Origin of the sequence: Bacillus sp. TH22, assembly GCF_016651015.1 — a bacterium.
Taxonomy (GTDB): Bacteria; Bacillota; Bacilli; order Bacillales; family Bacillaceae_G; genus Bacillus_A; species Bacillus_A mycoides.
Genome location: NZ_JAEKER010000002.1, coordinates 48360 through 68434 on the forward strand (window position 1 = coordinate 48360; position 20075 = coordinate 68434).

21 protein-coding genes are annotated in these 20075 nt (G+C 31.1%); 13 read left to right on the top strand and 8 right to left on the bottom strand.

From position 1 onward, the window contains the following. Positions 1–158 precede the first annotated feature (158 nt). From JFU18_RS27890 to JFU18_RS27950, 13 genes are all read left to right on the top strand, one after another. Positions 159–1208 (top strand): alcohol dehydrogenase catalytic domain-containing protein, encoded by a 1050-nt coding sequence (locus JFU18_RS27890; protein ID WP_201033407.1) that lies wholly within the window; start codon positions 159–161, stop codon positions 1206–1208. Between the two features lie 3 nt (positions 1209–1211). Beyond that, a complete protein-coding gene (locus tag JFU18_RS27895; protein ID WP_088031212.1) occupies positions 1212–1463 on the top strand; it encodes an acyl carrier protein in 252 nt (83 codons plus the stop codon). Then, on the top strand, positions 1460–2095 hold the full coding sequence (locus JFU18_RS27900) for a nucleotidyltransferase family protein (RefSeq protein ID WP_201033405.1): 636 nt from the start codon (positions 1460–1462) through the stop codon (positions 2093–2095). The genes JFU18_RS27895 and JFU18_RS27900 overlap by 4 nt, the downstream gene beginning before the upstream one ends. After that, entirely contained in the window at positions 2085–2555 is a 471-nt protein-coding gene (locus JFU18_RS27905; protein WP_088031210.1) for a (2Fe-2S)-binding protein, read from the top strand. The genes JFU18_RS27900 and JFU18_RS27905 overlap by 11 nt, the downstream gene beginning before the upstream one ends. 226 nt (positions 2556–2781) lie before the next feature. Beyond that, complete coding sequence (locus JFU18_RS27910; RefSeq protein ID WP_201035015.1) at positions 2782–3828, top strand: XdhC family protein; 1047 nt, start codon at positions 2782–2784, stop codon at positions 3826–3828. Between the two features lie 4 nt (positions 3829–3832). After that, on the top strand, positions 3833–4099 hold the full coding sequence (locus JFU18_RS27915) for a phosphopantetheine-binding protein (RefSeq protein ID WP_201033403.1): 267 nt from the start codon (positions 3833–3835) through the stop codon (positions 4097–4099). A gap of 2 nt (positions 4100–4101) precedes the next feature. Further along, entirely contained in the window at positions 4102–4569 is a 468-nt protein-coding gene (locus JFU18_RS27920; protein WP_201033402.1) for a peroxiredoxin, read from the top strand. Positions 4570–4627: 58 nt separating this feature from the next. Continuing rightward, complete coding sequence (locus JFU18_RS27925) at positions 4628–6967, top strand: xanthine dehydrogenase family protein molybdopterin-binding subunit (protein ID WP_201033401.1); 2340 nt, start codon at positions 4628–4630, stop codon at positions 6965–6967. After that, on the top strand, positions 6945–7706 hold the full coding sequence (locus JFU18_RS27930) for an FAD binding domain-containing protein (RefSeq protein WP_088031205.1): 762 nt from the start codon (positions 6945–6947) through the stop codon (positions 7704–7706). The genes JFU18_RS27925 and JFU18_RS27930 overlap by 23 nt, the downstream gene beginning before the upstream one ends. Further along, positions 7687–8838, top strand: a complete 1152-nt coding sequence (locus tag JFU18_RS27935; protein ID WP_201033400.1) for an acyl-CoA dehydrogenase family protein — start codon at positions 7687–7689, stop codon at positions 8836–8838. The genes JFU18_RS27930 and JFU18_RS27935 overlap by 20 nt, the downstream gene beginning before the upstream one ends. A 4-nt stretch (positions 8839–8842) precedes the next feature. Further along, on the top strand, positions 8843–9721 hold the full coding sequence (locus JFU18_RS27940) for a hypothetical protein (RefSeq protein ID WP_201050423.1): 879 nt from the start codon (positions 8843–8845) through the stop codon (positions 9719–9721). 89 nt (positions 9722–9810) lie between these two features. Next, on the top strand, positions 9811–10779 hold the full coding sequence (locus JFU18_RS27945; RefSeq protein WP_201033399.1) for a beta-ketoacyl-[acyl-carrier-protein] synthase family protein: 969 nt from the start codon (positions 9811–9813) through the stop codon (positions 10777–10779). Between the two features lie 25 nt (positions 10780–10804). Further along, a complete protein-coding gene (locus tag JFU18_RS27950) occupies positions 10805–11971 on the top strand; it encodes an AAA family ATPase (protein WP_088031201.1) in 1167 nt (388 codons plus the stop codon). Positions 11972–12131: 160 nt separating this feature from the next. Here the strand turns inward: JFU18_RS27950 and JFU18_RS27955 are convergent, their stop codons facing one another. From JFU18_RS27955 to JFU18_RS27990, 8 genes are all read right to left on the bottom strand, one after another. Beyond that, the gene (locus JFU18_RS27955; protein ID WP_201033398.1) at positions 12132–13316 is read right to left on the bottom strand and encodes a hypothetical protein; all 1185 of its coding nucleotides are present in this window, start codon (positions 13314–13316) and stop codon (positions 12132–12134) included. After that, the gene (locus JFU18_RS27960; RefSeq protein WP_088031199.1) at positions 13313–13552 is read right to left on the bottom strand and encodes an acyl carrier protein; all 240 of its coding nucleotides are present in this window, start codon (positions 13550–13552) and stop codon (positions 13313–13315) included. Before JFU18_RS27960 ends, JFU18_RS27955 begins: the two co-directional genes overlap by 4 nt. Positions 13553–13570: 18 nt before the next feature. Further along, complete coding sequence (locus JFU18_RS27965) at positions 13571–14551, bottom strand: YpdA family putative bacillithiol disulfide reductase (protein WP_149191271.1); 981 nt, start codon at positions 14549–14551, stop codon at positions 13571–13573. 6 nt (positions 14552–14557) lie between these two features. After that, the gene (locus JFU18_RS27970) at positions 14558–15517 is read right to left on the bottom strand and encodes a cysteine peptidase family C39 domain-containing protein (RefSeq protein ID WP_201033397.1); all 960 of its coding nucleotides are present in this window, start codon (positions 15515–15517) and stop codon (positions 14558–14560) included. A gap of 81 nt (positions 15518–15598) precedes the next feature. After that, positions 15599–16600 carry a BtrH N-terminal domain-containing protein gene (locus tag JFU18_RS27975; RefSeq protein WP_088031196.1) on the bottom strand — a complete coding sequence of 334 codons (1002 nt, stop codon included), beginning with the start codon at positions 16598–16600 and terminating at the stop codon, positions 15599–15601. Continuing rightward, positions 16593–17159: a hypothetical protein gene (locus JFU18_RS27980; protein WP_193657802.1), complete on the bottom strand. Its 567-nt coding sequence runs from the start codon at positions 17157–17159 to the stop codon at positions 16593–16595. The genes JFU18_RS27975 and JFU18_RS27980 overlap by 8 nt, the downstream gene beginning before the upstream one ends. 126 nt (positions 17160–17285) lie before the next feature. Continuing rightward, positions 17286–19010, bottom strand: a complete 1725-nt coding sequence (locus JFU18_RS27985; RefSeq protein WP_201033396.1) for a ParB N-terminal domain-containing protein — start codon at positions 19008–19010, stop codon at positions 17286–17288. Between the two features lie 16 nt (positions 19011–19026). After that, entirely contained in the window at positions 19027–19962 is a 936-nt protein-coding gene (locus JFU18_RS27990; protein WP_201050425.1) for a 3-oxoacyl-[acyl-carrier-protein] synthase III C-terminal domain-containing protein, read from the bottom strand. Between the last annotated feature and the right edge of the window lie 113 nt (positions 19963–20075).

A 20075-nucleotide genomic window follows, 5' to 3' on the forward strand; every position in this document is an offset into this window, starting at 1 on the left:
CATTTTAAATTATCATAACCATAATAATTGCGTTTTAATTAATCACTCCCCAAGAGAGCAAAATGGGAAGTTATTTATTAATAACACTTATATAGATATAAAAATGCAACCTAAGTCAGTAAAAGAAATAAAAGTATTCAAGGATAAGGAGAATGGCGATGAAAGCAGCTCTGTTAAGAGGACCTAGACTCATCCAGATTCAAGATGTTCCAGTTCCAAGTATTTTACATCCTAAAGATGCTGTTATAAAAGTTACTTTAACTTCTATTTGTGGTACAGATATGCATCCGTATAGAGGAGAACTTAATGACTTTATACATAATACAATAATGGGACATGAATTTACAGGAATTGTAGAATCTGTAGGTAATGAAGTTGAAAATATCCAAGTAGGGGATAGAGTTGTCGTCTCTGATATTGTTGCGTGTGGAGATTGTTGGTACTGTCAAAAAGATATGCATTACCATTGTGAACATGTTTCATTATTTGGCTATGGCGAAGTTGTGGGAGAGTATATCCCAGGTGGACAGGCTGAAAAAGTTAGAGTCCCATACGCTGATAAGCTTTTATTAAAAGTTCCAGAGAATGTATCTGACGAAAAGGCTATTTTTGTTGGTGATATATTATCTACCGGATACGCCTGTGCTATGGAGGGACAAATAAAAGAAGATGATTGCGTAGTAGTTATCGGTGGTGGACCTGTAGGACTAATGACAATTTTGTGTTCAAAGATGTTTACAAAGTCAAAAGTCTTTTTAATTGAACCTAATGAAAATAGACATTTAATTGCTAAGAAATTAGGAGCGATACCTCTCAAGCCGAATGAGTTAAATCAAATTTATAATTTTACAAATCAAAGAGGTGCCGATGTGATACTTGAGGCCGTAGGGACAGATAATACACTTCAAACAGCTTTAGATCTAGTACGTCCTAAAGGTAATGTAGTATGTGTAGGAGCGCATCATTCAAAGGCTATGCCATTTAATACTGAGAAGTCTTTTGCAAAAGAGTTATCATTAAAATTTGTGGTTGGGGACCCTTTAAAATATGGAGAGTTACTTTTAGAAAAAATCAAAGATGGGGAAATAGACCCTAGTGTTATTATTTCCCATCGTATGTCTTTTGGGAACATTGAAACAGCTTATAAAATGTTCGAGAGTCAAGAAGCTTTGAAAATTGTTTTAAGTCTAGGAGAATCGAGGGTATGAAAAATGAGTAGAGAAGAGATTTTAACGAAGTTAAAACTCGTATTATCAGATAATAATATTTCTACACAGGAATTAAAGATGGAGGATAGGATTGGCTATGGAAAATTAAAAATTGATTCTATCAAATTTATGAAATTAATGGTTGATTTAGAGAATGAATTTAATATTGAGTTAGACTACCGAGAAACTTTTGATGAACATAGTAATACGATTGAACATCTAGTTCAATATATTGAACATGGAAATAGGTCTTGAAAAAAATTAATAAATCCAAGAGGTTTGGTGCATTAATTTTAGCTGCGGGTGAATCAAGTAGAATGGGAAAACCTAAGCAACTTTTATCAATAAATAATGAAACTATGATACAGCATGTCATAAAACAAGTAGTACAAGCAGGATTCAATCAAATTATTTTAGTGTTAGGTTTTATGGACAAGACAGTAGAGAAGAGCATTTCAATAAAGATAAGAAAGAAAGTTGAAATTGTTCGAAATGATCAATACAAAAAAGGAATCTCATCATCAATAAAAATAGGTATAGGTAGCTTTAAAGGTGACATACCTGTTTTTATTTTCTTAGGAGATCAGCCTATAATTTCTCAAAAATTGATACTTGAGATGAAAACATGCTATCTCAAGTATCAATACGATGTGATACGTAATAATTATAATAATACCCCTGCACATCCCGTGTTGTTAGGACCAAAATTACTTAAAAAAGTCGATGAACTAGAAGGTGACAAGGGATTCAACACTTTAATAAATAAAAATAAGATATCGGTTAAAAATATAGATAATTCAAATGATTTTCCAATAATAGATATTGATACTCAAGAAGACTATTTTAAATTTATAGAATTAAAAGAGGGGTATGAATGTGACCAATAAAGTCCCTATTGAAATAATGGTGAATGGGGAAAAAATTAATACTGCTGTTTCTTCTATTCAACCGTTAGTACATTTTTTAAGAGATAATCTAAAACTAACAGGTACTCATATAGGCTGTGATTGTGTTTCATGTGGTGCTTGCACGGTGCTACTGGATGATGAACCCGTAAAATCATGTGCTATCTTAGCAGCACAGTGTAACCAAAAACAAATAACTACAGTAGAAGGTTTGGAGACAGATCAGGGATATAGTATATTACAGAAAAGTTTCCAACAGCAATATGCTCTCCAATGTGGATATTGCACGCCAGGTTTTTTGATGATTGGTACTTATATTACTAAAAATTTTACAGAATTAAAGGATGAAGAAATCGCAGAGCTATTAAGAGGGAATTATTGTAGATGTACTGGCTATACTCCTATTATCAAAGCAATAAAAGAAAGCTTAGGGAAAGAATAGATAACACTCTTCCGAAAGTGAGGATGCTGACAGATATATAGTATAGAACTTAAATATATTCTTGCTACAGGATGTGTATGATAACGAGAGTGAAGTTTGTATTTTAAAACTTAAATAAATACGGGACCGTTAAAGAATGGATTATGCATTTAATACTATTTATGTTTTGTTCTAATAAAATAATTTCATGTATTTATCTAATGAAAAATTTTTAAGGGGTTAATAGATGGAAACCATAGAGAAATTATTAAGTGAAACAATAAAGGGGCGAAAAACTGCATTAGCTACAGTTATAAATACTAAGGGTTCAACGTACCGTAAGCGGGGAGCTCAAATGGTTATTAATGATAAAGGAATAGGATATAGCCAGTTAAGTGGGGGGTGCATAGAAAATAACATAATTGATAAATCCTTAGACGTAATGAATAATCAAACAGGTTTTGATATTGGCAGTTATTTAAATCTTTCACAACCAGATCCTATTTTTGGTTTTGATAAAGGTTGTAAAGGCGACATGGATATTCTGATTTTAGATACTAAGCAATTACAACCACATCTTCATACTATATATAATAGTTTAAATAAAAACGAGACTGTACTAGTTGGTACCATTATTAATCATATTGATTTTAGGCTAGTAGGGGAGAGTTTTATCAAATATGAAAATTCTGATCTGGAAATTCTGAATAATTCTGATTTACTAGATCCCAAAATCAAAGAGGCTTTGAAGAATGTAGAAATTAAAACAGGTTTGTATCATGATGAGAACAATAAGGTAGGCATATTTATTCAAGCGTTTTATCCCCAAAAAGAAATAATTGTTATGGGGGCAGGAAATGATGTATTTCCTATTATGGAAATAGCAAAAAAATTAAATTTTGAACTAAGAATAAATGATTTTAGGGAGAGCTTAATTAAAAGATTTACTAACAGATGCAAAGAAGTTACTTTACTTTCTAATAACATAGAGAATGTTGAATCCTATTTAATAAATATGAGTAAGAATACACCAGTTGTTATTATGAGTCATAATTTTTCGTTTGACTGTTTATGTTTAAAAAGTGCTATTGATCTAGGGTTTAAGTACATTGGTGTAATGGGACCAAGACATAGATTAAATAATTTAATGACAGAAATTGATGCTACGGAAACCAATTCTATTCATTGTCCAATTGGGCTAAATATAGCTGCACAAACACCTGAAGAAATTGCAATAAGCATTTTAGGAGAAATTATAAATTACTATAATGATCAAACAAATACATGGAGGTAATAAAATGGATCAAATTAAAGAGAGAATAGTAAAAACTTTAATTGTAGCTTCTGAAGGAGCATTAGATAAAGAAACTATTATGGAAGTTAAGGATGATATAAGTGCTTTATCTTTAAATTCGTTAACTATTATTAGATGGTTGGTAAGTATGGAGGAGGAATTTAATATTGAGTTAGATATGGAAAAGGTATTGCTAGAAAATAAATTAATTTGGTCATTTGAAAAAATAACAAAGTATATAAATACAAAAGTTAATGGGGAGGCTGTTTAATTATGATACTGGAAAATAGAATTCTAGATTTTAAACTTTTAACTTCGAATGGGAAAGAGCTACGTTTAAATGATTATTTAGGTAAATATATTGTTTTGTTTTTCTATCCTAAAAATGGAACACCAGGTTGTACAAAAGAAGCTTGTTCATTTAGGGATAATTATAGTGAGTTTCAACAACTCGAGGATGTAGAGCTATTTGGAATTAGCGCAGATAATTTAGAATCTCATCAAAAATTTAGTGATGATTACAAATTACCATTTCAGTTATTAAGTGATGAGAATTTTGAAGTTGCTAAACGATATGGTGTGTTTGAAGAGAAAAAGTTTCTTAATAAGGTTATTAAATCAATTAATCGAACCACATTTATTTTAGATAAAAAAGGTATTATCCAAAAAATTTTTACGGATGTTAATCCAAGTAATCACGCAAAAGAAGTGTTGGAAGAATTGGATAAAATTAGAAAGTAAAATACGTGGTTTTACTTTCTAACTTTTACAAATTAAATGGGGGGAATGAGGTGGTTATTTGAATACTAAACCTCTGCGGAAAGAAGATAATAGATTTATTACTGGTAAGGGGAGATACGTATGCGATATTAACCTTTCTGATATGCATTATGTTACTTTTGTCAGAAGTACAGTCCCGCATGCGTTTATTGAAGAAATTGATAAAACAGATGCCCTCATAGAAGGGGTAATTGGTATATTTACAAGTGAGGAATTAGATCCTAACCTGGGAGAGATTTCAATTGTATGGCCTGTAGAGAACCTGAAAAATCCAGGACATCCCTTGTTAGCAAAAGAAAAGGTAAGATTCGTAGGAGAGCCTATTGTCATAATAATTGCTGTAAGTAGAGAAATAGCTTTATTAGCAGCTAGTAAAGTTAAGGTAAGATATAAAAAATTAAAAGCTATTACAAATCTATTGGAAGCAATAGATAACAAAGATGTATCTGTACATGAAAATATTAAGGAAAACGTAGCTTACAATATAAAAAAAACATTTGGAGATAAGAAAGAGATTGAAAATGCAGTACATTCTTTTGAACAGAGAATCATAATTCCAAGGGTAGCACCTCTACCAATGGAGACTAGAGGAGTAGTAACTTACTATGATGAGTATCAGGATACGCTAACAATGTGGACTTCTACTCAACTTCCCCATGCTTTACGATTATCTTTATCAATTGCTTTAGGACATCCGGAAAATCGTTTGTATGTGAAATGTCCTGATGTAGGTGGGGCATTTGGTTCAAAAATGAATGTTTATAGGGAAGAAGTTCTGTTAGCTTACTTTGCTAAGAAAATAAAAAGGCCTCTTAAGTTTATAGAGACAAGAAATGAAAATTTTTGTACGACTACCCATGGTAGAGATCAAATACATGATGTAAAGGTCTACTATAATCCTGCAGGAAAAATCCTAGGAATAGATTTATTATTACATGCAAATATGGGAGCATATTTGCAAGTAGCTACACCGGGAATGCCTATCTATACTTCAAAGATGTTATCAGGGTGCTACAATATTCCTTATATAAATGTTGAAATAAAAGCATATTATACTAATCAAGTAGCCATAGATGCATATAGGGGAGCAGGAAGGCCTGAAGCAATCTATTTATTAGAAAGAATTATAGATATCATAGCTCTAAAATGTGGTATAAATCCTGTAGAAATAAGAATGAGAAATTTCATAAAATCTTATGAATTTCCTAAAAGTGTAGTTACTGGATTGACTTATGATAGTGGTGACTACCATAAATCTTTAATAAAATTAATAAAAATTAGTGAATATGAAAAATGGAAAAAAGAGCAGTTAATGAGAAGGGAAAATAAAAGTAACTATCAGTTAGGTATAGGCCTTTCGAGTTATGTAGAATTTTGTGGAACTGGTCCATCTAAGGAACATAAGGCAATCGGTTTGATGACGAGTGGTTTTGAATCTGCTGTTGTTAGGATTCATCCTTTAGGTACTGTAACTGTTATTTCTGGATCATGCCCGGCTGGTCAAGGACATGAAACTGCATGGTCATTAATAGTATCACAAGAACTAGGAATAAATTTTGAAGATATTGAGGTAATTACCGGTGAGACAAGCAATGTACCTTGGGGGGGAGGGACTTATGGTAGTAGGAGTGCTGCTGTTGGTGGAAGTGCTATATACAAGGCGTGTCAGCAAATTATTAATAAATCAAAGATATACTTATCTGCGATTTGGGACAAAGATATTCGTTCCATTCAATTTGAAAAAGGATTATTCTTCATTAATGAAAAACAGACTATGAGGATTGAAGAAGTGACACAAAAATTATACTTAGCCCATGATCTTCCAGAAGGTGTTGATCCAGGTTTAGAGGCAACGGTATTTTTTGAACCCTCTAGCCTTACATTTCCTTTTGGTTCGCATTTATGCATTGTCGAAATTAATATTTTAACTGGTGAACCCAAAATATTAGAGTATTTTGCAGTGGATGACTGTGGACATATACTTCATGAAGAGCTTGTTGAAGGGCAGATTAAAGGAGGTATAGTCCAGGGGATGGGACAAGCACTATTAGAAGAAGTATGTAATGACGAAGATAATGAAGTCCCTTTTTCACAATCTTTTCGAACATACCAATTACCAAGAGCGATGGATATTCCTAAAATCACACTAGAAAAGACAATCACCCCATCTCCCGTAAACCCTTTAAAAGTTAAAGGAGTAGGTGAAGCAGGTACAATAGGAAGTCCACCGGCTATAATAAATGCAATCGTAGATGCAATATCTATATTTGGTATAGAGCATATTGATATGCCTGCAACATCAGATAAAATTTGGTCATTAATACAGGAGGCTAACAATGGTGGAATACATGGCACCTAAAAGTCTTGAGGATGCAATAAAAGCATTAACTGTAAAAAAGGGAAAAAAAGTAATATTAAGCGGTGGACAAGTTGTAACAAACCAAATAGTAAAAGGAACTCTCTTCCCAGATACAGTTTTAGATATAACAAGAATTCCGGAACTTAAAGAAATTAGAGTAGAAGAAAATGGTGTGTTTTTAGGGGCGTGTCTTACACATACCGATATTTTAAATAATCACATAGTAGTAGAATCTCTTCCAGCTTTTTATCAAGCAGCGGGCACTATAGGAGATTTACAAGTCCGGAATAGAGCAACAATTGGTGGAACAATTTGTGATGCTAATTTGTCAGGAGATTATTGGGGGGGATGGTACCTTACTAATGCTTTAGTTTGGATAAGATCTAAAAATAACTTGAAGAAGGTACCTATAAAAGAGTTAGTAAAGGGACAAAATAAATTATATTTAAAATCAGATGAACTTATTTTGGGAATAGAAATTCCTAAAATACATAATAGTCTATATATTAAATTTTACTTAAAGAGTAGGCAAATGCTTGGTGTCACCATTGTTAATGAAAAAGCTGCTATTACAGGAATTAATGAGTATCCAATAATAATAGATTTATATAGAACTAATATTACTGAGTTATTTGATTATACTAGCATCTCGAAATATAAAAAATATAAAATTTCTATGGTTCAACATATACTAAATCAGTTTAAAGGGGGGCTTAAGGATGAAAATAGACTTATTTAAAAAATGGTTAAACCCATATGCTACAGTTGTAAGAGATCTGGCTTTAGAAAGTGATAGGGCTGGTAAACCTGTTAATACTTTTGTTGAGGATTCCTATTTCAAGCCTCTTCATTTTTTTAAAACACCTTCTAGATATTGGGATGGAATTACTTTAAAGGATGGAAATAAAGTATTCGGTACAACGGCATTAGAGAATGTCATCTTTGTAGAAGAAATAGCTTATGGAGATCCAAGTTTATATTTATCCCTTCCAGGTCCGAATCTTTCGGGAACAATAGTGGATAAAATAGGAACGCAAGAACAAAGGGATAATTTTTTTGAATATTTCATCAATAAAAATTCTTGGTCAGCTTTTGCATTAACAGAGCCAACCGCGGGGTCTGATGTAGCCAATATGCTAATGACTGCAGAAAAAGGAGAAAACAATACTTATTTATTAAATGGTCAAAAAAGATATGTAGGAAATGGGGCTATTGCAGATTATATGGTTGTTTTTGCTAAAAAGACAAAGAAAGATTTACCAAAAAATAAAAGTATTTTTTTAGATGCTTTTTTAATTAATAAAAATAATAATTTATCCAATATTAAACAGAGTGTCGATAATACACTCGGATTAAAATCGGCTCGTTTAGGAAAGATTGAGTTTACTGATTTTCTAGTAACGGAGCAAGATATTTTGGGACATGACAAGAGTTCGTTAAAAAGAGGGATAAGAGGAGCGATGGAAACATTTTTACACATGAGACCGGCAACAGCTGCAATTGCTATTGGATTAAGTAAAGCTATTATAGATTATGTACAAACATGCGTGAATCATGAATATAATAAATTTATTTTAGACAGGTTGAAATGGGAAGTTGAAAGAGGAAGAGTATTAACATTGCAGGCAGCTATTACATGTGATGCTGGTAATTTTAACTCATATTATTCATCAATGGCAAAGCAGTATATGAATGGTGTAGTAGTAAAGGTAGTTAGAGAATGCTCAAAATTAATGGGGGACTACGGATTGATAGAGCATCCTCTTTTGGAAAAGTGGTTAAGAGATGCAAGAATGATAGAGTTTATGGAGGGTTCAACCAATATATTGAAAATGGATATCAAAAATAAAATGATGAATGGTAGGTTGTAAGACTATGAATCCTATTGCCTTATCACATATATCTAGTTATATACCTAGTAAGAAAATTGATATTCCTGAAGTTGCAAGAATGATAAATGCTGTTGATTATCCGTTTAGTAAAAGCGATATTGATAGATTTGACAGCAATTTAGGTTTTAAATGTGTACCAATAGAGGAAAAATTAAGTTTGGAGGAGATGCTTTACAAGGCTTGTACTCCAACAATATGTAAATTACAAAAAGAGGGTAAAGCGATAGATAGAATAATATTGACTAGGACTTCTCAGATATATTGGCATGAGCAAAATATATTTCGTAAACTGATGCATGATTATGATTTATTGGACATACCCACATTTTCTGTTGCTCAACAAAATTGCGCTTCTATTCATACTTCTTTATTATTAGCACAACAATTACTTAATTCCAATGAAGAAATGGAAGGGATATTATTAGTAAGTGGAGATAAAGCCTTTCATCCAAGCCTACGACGTATCCCTGATTCATTATTAGGTGATAGTGCTAGTTGTTGTTATTTGAGTAAAAATCTTAAAGGGAACCACCATACAATTCAAATTATAAAAAATAATGTTGATGCGGTAACGTATAATGGCGTGAATTCTACCCCAAATCAGTTAGAATGGTTTAATACAACGTACTATTTTGCTATTAGACAAATAGTGAGGGAAGTATTAAAAGAGGCAAATCTTACATTAGAACAGATCAGCCTTATAATTGGGAGCAATGCTAACTATAAGACGTGGCTAAAAGTATCAGAAATACTTGATTTTCCTATAGAAAAATTCTATACGGACACTATAGATAAGGTAGGACATTTATACTGTTCAGATATTCTATTTAATTTACAAATGATTGATATAGAAAAAAAATAAAACCAGGTTCTTATTATCTAACTATTACAGTGGGACTAGGAGGTACATATGGTTGTGCTTTACACCAGTATCTATAAGGAGGTCATAGTGTGAATAGTTTTTTTTTATCAATTTTAAATGTTGAAAATCCCTTATATGCTAATAAGGCAGACTATTTGCAAGATTTCAATAAAAAGCAAACGAACGTAGACAGCGCTTTGGATTGGCTGTTCGAGGATAATATTCATAACATACCGTCAATTCATGATTCAAAAAAACAAGAAGAGTTTCTTTCAAAAACAATCAAAGTACCTACATTCAATGCTCCTCATTCAGATATTTTACTAAAATTAATAAGTGAATCTAATATACCCGCTGATGAAATAGATGTATTATGTTACTGTCATGAAACGTTAGAACAAAGTCATAGTATGTTACCTGTACTTAAGGCTAAGAAGGAATTAAAATTAAAAAAAGCTTTGCCATTTTCAATTGGGCAAGCAGGCAGCTTAAGTAGTATTATGGCTATGGACATAGCGAAAGCTCTATTGAACAATGGGTATAAAAATTTTCTGGCTACTATTGTAGATTCGATGCATGCTCCTTTTTCACGTTCTGCTTTTAATGGCTATACAAAAGGGGATGTGGCAATTTCTTTGCTATTAAATAACCAGAATGGTGATTACAAAATTAAATATTTTAAAGTATATCCTACCTGCCATAATATAAGTCCTGCGCATTGGAGTATCAATGATTATTTAACTGCTGAGGATTTACTAGTTGCAAAATATAGAGAATTATTGGATGATATTAATAATAAAGAACATTCAATTAAATGGACAGTATATCAGAACGTATCCAATAGATTAGATAATATGTTTAAAGAGATAGGATTTAACAAAGGATTAAATTCTTGGAATCGAATAAAATCTCAAGAGATAAATCTATTAAGTAGTGATGTTTTTTTATCACTACTAGATTTAGAGTCTAATAAGAAATTAAAACCAGGAGATGATATATTGCTTGTATCTGCAAGCATTGATCATGGGATTGCAGGGGTAGTTTTAGAAAAAATGTGAGAGAGTTAGAGTGGGGGAAAAAGTAATGGTAAAAATATTAACAGAATTCCTTAGACCTAAAAGTATGGAAGAGGTCCTAGGACAGTCTCATTTAAAAAAGAAAAATCATCCTATTATGAAAATGCTAGAGAATAAAAATCTTAAATCTATCCTACTATATGGTCCCCCAGGTACAGGTAAATCGAGTTTAGCAAAGATTTTAGCAAAATCATCGGATCTGCCTTTTGAAGAGATGAATGCAACAGTAAATTCAACTGGTGATATTCGAGAAGTAATCGAAAAGCACTCCAGTTCTTTTGTGCTGATATTAGATGAGATTCACTATTTAAATAAAAGGTTGCAAAGTATTTTATTATCGTATATGGAAGAAGGGAAAGTTATTTGTATTGGTACAACAACTGAAAATCCATATAAAACAATCGCGGATGCTATTCGGTCCAGAATGTTTTTAACAAAAGTATATCCTCCAAACAGAACAGAAGTGAAGTTATTAATCCAGAAAATAAAAAAAATTTTTAATAATATTGAGATTGAGCCTGAAGCAGAAGAATTAATAATGGGTGCGTATGAGAATGATGTTAGAAAGTTTATAACGACCTTAGATTTATTATTTAATATAGAAGAGAATATTATAACCTTAGAGGATGTACAATCAGTTTTAGGAATTACTCAAGGGGATGATCCTTCAAAGTTAATGTCAGCTTTTATTAAATCTCTACGTGGGAGTGATGAGAATGCGTCACTCTACTATCTATGTCGTATGATACGCGTTGGAGTTCCAGGTAGCCAAATATTTAGAAGGCTGTCTATTTTTGCAGCTGAAGATGTAGGACTTGCAAAACCTGATGTTATGCAGTCTATTGCAAGTGCGCAACAATTATATAATAATCTAGGCGATGAAGAATACGACTCAATATTAATATTAGCAAATTTGGTAGTGTATCTTTCTTTAATTCCAAAATCAAGAAGTATTGTTGAAGCTGTACAAACAACATTTAAGGAAATTGAAAGTGGATATTTACCGAGTGTGCCAGAATATTTGTTGAACTATTATAAAGGAAATAAAAAAGCGGGGGAAATAGACACTCCTTTTCTGCCTGAATCGTGTAGAAACAGAGTATTTTTTACGCCATGGGATGTGGGACAAGAGGCAAGTGTAAGGAAGTTTTTGGAAAAGAGAAGGAATAGCTAGATAGATAATTATTAAGGAGGAAATTTTTTAGTTAAGTACAAACATAACAAATACCAATCTAAACTTAGATTGGTATTTGTTATGTTTGTAAAAATATATTAATGCTCATTTTTATATTGAGAATGATAAGGTTGTAATGATAAATATTTAAAATGCATTATTATCCCTTTAAATACTTTGAAAATAATTCTTTAATTTTTTCGGGCCATAGTTGGGTATCTAAACCATACTGAGCCAAGAATGCAAATATCCATCTCTCTAAACCAAATGCCATACAACTCGTAGAGGCAAATTCATTATTATTTTTAATTGAAAAAGCTTGTCCAAAAACATTACCATGGTAATTAGATGAACTTACTGAAATAGAACTATTTAGATAAGGAATCTTGAATTTTAACTCATACTTCATATCCAGATCTCTTTGGAAAAAAGATTTAACTTTATAATCATCTGTAAAAAATGGATCATTAGCATTTTCAAGGAAAGAATCAATTTCCCATATGTTAAGAAATTCTTTCAATAATATAATTGATTTTTCACGCATTGATTTTACGTATTCGTCACTACCGATAAAGATAATTTCTCTCATTGAAAAATCAAGTAATCTGCCAAAATCTGAATGATTATTTGATTCATATCGGCTACATCTTCCAACAGATGTTATTGTACTCCCCTCATTAGGGACTTCTTTATTTTCTAAACTTTGATAACAATGGTAGCAAACAGCTGGATTTTTAACAAGGCTAGTTGTTCTGACGTCATTAGGTTTAATCATATCTGCATTCAAACCATCGTTCGCTCTTACATTTTCTGTGAACTTATCTATATTCGTTAACTCTTCTTCTAAATGTTGAGTAAATAGTACATGATGCGGGAAAGAAGTGAAGTGATTGGTTTTATTTAAAGTATCCATTGAAATTAATGTAGGATAATATTCATTTACAGCACCTAGTGGTTTTGCAACATAATCAACAATTAATTGGTCTAAAAAAAGGATTAAGTCTGAGAAAGGGGGACGGAATGTGAAGATTCCCTCATGATTTTTCACAATAATATTTTGATCTATAAGTTGTGTAAATATGTCATTTATATAAGGTGGTTGTACCGAATGCTCATGAATAATTTGACTTTTAAAAGGAAGATTCCTTCCTCCTGAAATTCTTTCTGTTAACTTGTGGACTAGTTTTTCTAGATGAATAGTAATTTTTTCAGTATGATCAATCTTAATTTTATCATGATCAATTTTACAAGAGATAATATTATTATTTAAAAAACGAAGCAGGTACTGGAATTGTTGGAATTCTTCTTCATTTTTTGTGAAATTATCAATAATTAGCTCATTCATTTCAAAACAACTCCTTTTTTATTTTGTACAAAAGTTATTATTTTATTAATAGTAGTAAAATTATCTAGTGTTAATTCTTCATCAAATACTTCAAATTCAAAATAAACTTCTAAGTCTACAATAAAATGCATAAATGCAATAGAGTTGAAACCAACGAATAATAAGTCTTGATCATCGTCTGTATTACTATCAATGTGAATTTGTTTTTGAAGCAACTCAATAATAGAATCTCGCATAAAATCTTCTCCCTAATTTTAAATATATAATTTATTTTTATTTAAGATACTCTGAATTATTTTTTCGCCATGAAAGCGTCCGTCTGAAATAGTGATAGTATTAACATCGGATCCTCCAGCGACCACACCACAACAATATATACCTTGGATATTTGTTTCTAAAGAGTCTTTGTTGTATTTTGGTATATTTGTAACTTCGTCGAACTCAACCCCAAGTGATTGGAGTGGAACATAGTTAGGTTGGAATCCAATGAGCTTTAACACAAAATCATTTTTAATATGTTTTACGCCATCTGGAGTATTGATAGTTACAGTATTTTCTGTAACCTCTTGTATGTTAGAATTAAAATAGGCAGTAACTTTTCCTTCATCTATAGCCTTTCGTACAGATGCCAACATCCACCTTTTTGGTGTATAACTGAGATTCGATCCTCTGTGGACAAGAGTAACCTTTGCATCCACAGTTAGTAAATCCATTATGGCCTCCAAACCAGAGTGTCCTGTTCCAACAACAACAACATTTTGATTAGAATATGGATGAGATTCTGTAAAATAGTTTTTTACTTTGTTCAAGTCTTCTCCAGGGATATTTAAATTTCTAGGATTATCAAAGAAGCCTGTGGCAAAAACAACATTTTTTGTATGATAGATTCCTTTATCCGTACGGATTTCATAAGACGTTTGAGTCATTTTATTAACTGAAGAGACATCTAAAACCTCTTCATATTGTTTAATATTCAAATTAAAATATTTGGAAACCTTATAGTAATATCTCATCGAGTCTTGTTTTGTTGGGGGACCATACTTTAAAGAGAAAGGAATAGAATCTATTTCAAAATCTTCAGGAGGTCCAAAAAGCGTAACATATGTAGGGAATTTAGAAATAGTGTTTACAATACAGCCTTTTTCAATAACTAGGTAATCAAGTTTAGATTTATGAGCTTCTACAGCTGCAGCAAGACCACAGGGGCCAGCTCCAATGATAATAAGATCCTTCATTTATAATTACTCTCCTTTAGTTAGTTGTTCATATAAGGGTAATATTTCTTTTTTTATTTGGATGATTTCTTGCAAAGTATTTAATGAACGACTAATTAGTGTATCGTTCTTAGTCAGATGGGCTTTTAATATATAATTTGCAACCAATTTCCATTTGTGATCTAATTCGTGGAATGCATTTTCTAATACAGGATGTCCAAAATAAGTATTAATAAAATCTGCATGTTGAGCTCTATAAGATCCCATATGCTTTAGTTTAGAAAAAAGATTTATTACCTTTATATAATCTTGCAAATAGTCATCTCTTTTCTCCAAATCCGTATATAAACTTTCAACTCCTAATAAGCCAGAAGAGTTAGAATTTTTTTGTGTCATATGTTTGTAGTTTGATTGAATTAATTCAGTTAGTGTATTTTGGTTAAAAGTATGTTCAATTTTTTCGATGCTAGCAATAATTATAGGGTGTTCTATATGGAATGCCTTTTTTATAGATTCTTCAATAATATTACGATTAACTTTAGTAAAGGAAGGTGTAGTGAAAAAATCTACAATATGATACTCCTGATTAATAGGATCATATCCTCTAATAAGTAAATAGTGATTTTCATGAAACTTTTGAAAGCATATATTATCATGTGGCAAGTCAAACCTATCAATAAAAACCATTGGTAATCTAGTTTTACTAAGAGAGGAAATAATTATTTGATGATAGTCTACTATAGGTTCCTCTATAGCCGTAAGTTGAATATTAAAATAATCATTAAGAAGTCTATTTCTTTCAAATGGTGAATTAAATAGACTTAATGAGAAGAAAATCAGGGGATCTTTTTTATAATTAAAACGCCAAAAAGATCCTGTTACTTCTTGAAAATTAACTTTACCCAAACCTTTTAAGGCAGCCATACAATATACTGTAATACAATCTGCGAGCTGATTATCCATATGTGCTATTTTTAATTTCTTCATTTTATACTCCTTTTACAGCTTAGTCATATTAGATAGTTTTAATGAAGAGGGATAGAGAACTAAGTAATCAAATATATAGTACTAATTAATACTACTGGATAATTTTATAAGCTGTTTAATATATTGTTCTTCTTTTTCTTTCAATTGAGATACCCTATCAAAAACCTTTTGTGAGAAGTGATCATTACGTACAACATTACGAAGTGCTAGGTTAGCACAAATCTTGTATTCTTGTGCTAAATCTGTAAGGATTTGTACCAGAGTAGTTGTTTCTTTTGAGGTATCATATTTCTCGAGAAATTCTCCAAATACATATCGAGAATTTCCCAATTCATTAAAGTCTTCATAGAGCTCCTCGAGAGTTGCTTGACGTAATTCTTCGTCCATATCTTGATTGATTGAATTTAACTTATGATAAATATCTTTAAAGACGTCTAATCCTTGTGAGAAGATATAGGATTCATCAAAAATCTTATATGACACGGGCAAACCAACTTGGTCAGTAGAAAGAAGGCTCGTTAGGTTTATATTTATAGATTTTTGATATGATTGCTTAGCAAAAGACTTATAATTTTTAGTACTTAAAGAATAATACTGATAACTTGATGGTTGTAACAGTTCTTTAGATCCTTCGACAGCTTTTTGAAGATCTTCTTCACTCAGATCGCCTACGAAATGATAGTAATGATCGATTAATTTATAATTAGACTCTTCTTTTTTCCAAATTTCCATCCAGTGAAAATTATGTTGAACTTGGTATCTAGATGAGTAAGGGAGAAAGAAAGTATCGACTGGCGCAATTACTTGTATCCCCTTATCGAGGGTAGAATCTAAACTTTCCCTGTAATCATTAAAGTTGGAAAATGTTTTATGTTCAGGTACTAGGTTAGAAAATTCAGAAATCTCTTCATTAAAAAAACTCATTCTAGGTATAAACCTTACCGAGTTATCTGGACGTTTAATAGTATAGAGTTGACTAAGAAACCACAGGCCTTCAATTTCTACCTCTTCATGAATTACTCCTGTAACCGTCATAGTTAAGCAATTATGATAGGGATGAGTAAATAGTTTGGATTTATTCAATTGTTTCACCTCTTAATGTAATTGAGAATATATGGATAAAGGGATTGCTACCTAATTTAATTTCATCGAAAGCAATATTAGAAGGCAGTTGTTCCTGATGACAATATATCTTGGGTTGTAAGCTGAATAAATCAAGATTTTTGTTTCTAGTAAAAGGACATTCTAAAATAATTGGATCCCCAAACCAGGAGGTTTCTGAAACAAATTCTGTTAATGCTAATTTAAATGTATAAACTGTTTTGTTATTAAATAGGAGTTGAACATCATCATAAAAGTTACCATTATTTGAAGAACCAAGTATATAGAGGTCAGTAAATTTCCCTTTAGGAACTTGAATAGTTTGATAATCTAAAGTTAAATTATCGAAACCCTCACTAGTCTTCGTTGGAAAAAGAAATGAAGTATTTTCCCAATGGAATTTTTCTCCGTATTTAGGGAGATGTTCTGCTGGATAAAATGAAATTCCTAAGCTAAAACTACTATCATTAATAGGTTCATTTTCACCAAGAATACCATGATTATTAAATAAATCACTTAAATTAAGGTGGTAATCTTTCAATATAAATCCCTCACTTTTTACAATAGTTATTAACATGAGCTTATAATACTTTTGTCTATGTGGACCATAAATCATTTGTTAAGAAAACGTTAGCGTATTATTCAATTAAGAAATGTAAAAGTAATTCTATTCGAGTATATAGACATCTTCTGTATATTTTCTTAGGCGATGTTTATAAGAAAGTATTTTCTTTTGGAAAGATTCGTCATCTTTTTGATCTAAAAGATGTAAGGGCATTTTTAGGTTTAATAATCGATCTGGAATTAATAATCGAGTCATTCCTGGTGGGGTAATATAATGATAGTCTCTCAATTCCTTAAATTCTTCTAATGTAAAAGGCTGAAAAGAAAGATACTGTTTACCAGGTTCTAAAAAGTCTGGCGGTTCTGGAAGTCTTTCAATTTCATCTTTATTTAAATAACTTGAAGATATTTTGTGAAGTATTTCTAAACGTAATTTTAAAGATTTTGGTCCTAGAAATACTGTAGTTTGATTAGAACGAAATAAAGTAAACATCGGAACCTCTTTAGCATAATAATTATTATTAATGATTTCTATATAATCAGGTATGACATGTGTCCATGATAGAATTTTAAGTTTAGGATGATCCAAGTCTACTTTTTGTACTATAATGTTATTGATATTCATCTCTATTAAAGATTTAGCCCTGTGTAATCCATCTAATATTAAATAGGTATTATCATGACAGACAGTTACCATAGGAGGATTATTTAAATATTTTAGGCTATGAATGTCATTTGTAATACGTTTCAATCTATGTGGGTCGTGATCTTCATGAAATCGTAAAGAATCTATTGGAATTAAATCTAAATTATTTAAGATAGACAAAATTATCAGCTCTCTCTTTTTTAATAGTAATAGTCCAATATGTGAAAGCGGACCAACTTGTAGTAATAAAATGTTATCATTAGCATCTAAAACGCCAGTTTGTTCAGCTTGCTCTAATGAAACTAAACAATCACTAGTCAGAAGATTACTGCTAGTAGCAATGGTCCTTTTGAAGAGTTTTAGTTCGTTTTTTTGAGTATACATTTCTAATGCTTCAATGAAATATTCACTCAAATTTTGTGCGATTATCCATTTTATGGCATGGGTATTAATAAATTCATCTAATAATTTGCTTGTAATAGAAATCAATTTTTCTTCAAATAAATTATAATCTGTTATACTCCACCTTAGCGGTGTAGGAGTTGAAGAAAAAGAATGTAAAGTGTAGTCAATAATGCGATACTGTCCATTGTCTTTACTAAAAATACAGGAAGCAGAACTATCTCCCTTAGGATAAGAGTTGAAAAAAATTCTAGGGTGGGGTGGACATACTTGATCAGTAGTAGTAATGATAGAAAATGTCTTTTTTGAATTTTGCTTGTGCAAAGTATCTAACAGAAATATAGAACTAGTAAAAGCAGCAGAACCTTGGTGACTTATCGAGAAGGGTATAGAACCTTTTAACTTCAGTTTTTTTTTCACTTTTAAAGCAGGAGTTAAATAGATACTAGGCTCGTTTGTATCATGACAATATGCAAAGTATAAGGGGTCTCTTTTTGATGTTTTACCCACTAATTTTTTTGTTGCTTCTAATGCCAAATCAGAAGAAGTTTCATTTAAAGATATTGGCAGTGAATTATTTGGAAGAATAAACTGTAAATTTGTTCCATCATAATTATTATCTAATCCGTATTCTTTGTTCAAAGAATATAATGGGAATTTCCGTTTTTGAGATTCAAATTTCTTAATAATATTCTCTTGATTTATAAGATTATTTTTTTGTATTTTGCGAGAATTGGGAACATAAGTTGTTATGTTCGAAATGAATATATTTGAGTTCATGAATTACACCTCTTGATTAACATTTGAATAAGGTACATCCAAAAGTACCACCTATTCCAGCAGTTAATGTTACATAATAATCTCCTGGATGAATTTTTTTTGAATATATTGCATGGTGAAGATTAAGAATAGGATCAGAATTATGTGCATGTCCAGTATTAGATAAAGTAGGGAAATAGAATTTCTCAATAGGTATTTTTAAAATTTTTCCTATGTTACTCCAAGTTGGGAAGTTTATATTACTTGGAATAATTAGAGTGATATCATCTGAATTGAAATTAGCGTCTTTTAAAAGGGACTTTAGATTTTTTATTATTCCTGTTGAGACACTTTTTAGAAACCAATCAAATTCCTCTGGAGCAGATGCTTCCCCATTAAAAATAGTAGCATCTACATTAATATTAGATGCGATGATTTGATTTTGCTGTGAACCTTTTGAAACCAAGACGGCACAAGCAGCATCTCCCATTACAGAACTTTCCTTGAGATACCTAAAGTCTTTTACAAATGTTTTATCACTTGTTAAAATTAAGACACTTTTTGCGTGATTATTATTTAGTAGCCATGTATGGGAGAGAGATAGTAAAAAATCCATTCCTGCACAATTCAGATTTGCTACTGACATACTGTGTGCATTATGAAAGCCAAATTGATCTTTAATAGCTAGAAGTGGTTCAGATAGAAAAGGTGAAAATTGCAAGATTGTATGGGTAAATAAAATTAACCCAACATCTGTTGAATCAATTTTATTGTGCAACATAAGGTTCTCTATAGCCGCAATTAACATCTCATTAGCATTTTTTTCAGTTTCAACAGCTACTTCTTTTAAGTGATGAGTATTCATTAGTACATCAAGTTCATTTTCAGATAAATATAAGGTACTTGCTAATTCTTTTAAATTTACGCGATTGTTAGGAACGTAAATACCGATTCCCTGAATGCCTATCCTCATCTAGTTCCTCCTAATAGTATTTATTATTAAAGCTAAGGTACAATAAATACCATATTTAACTACATCAATCTAAAGTTAATGACATGTTAAAAATACTGAATATTCTTAAAAAA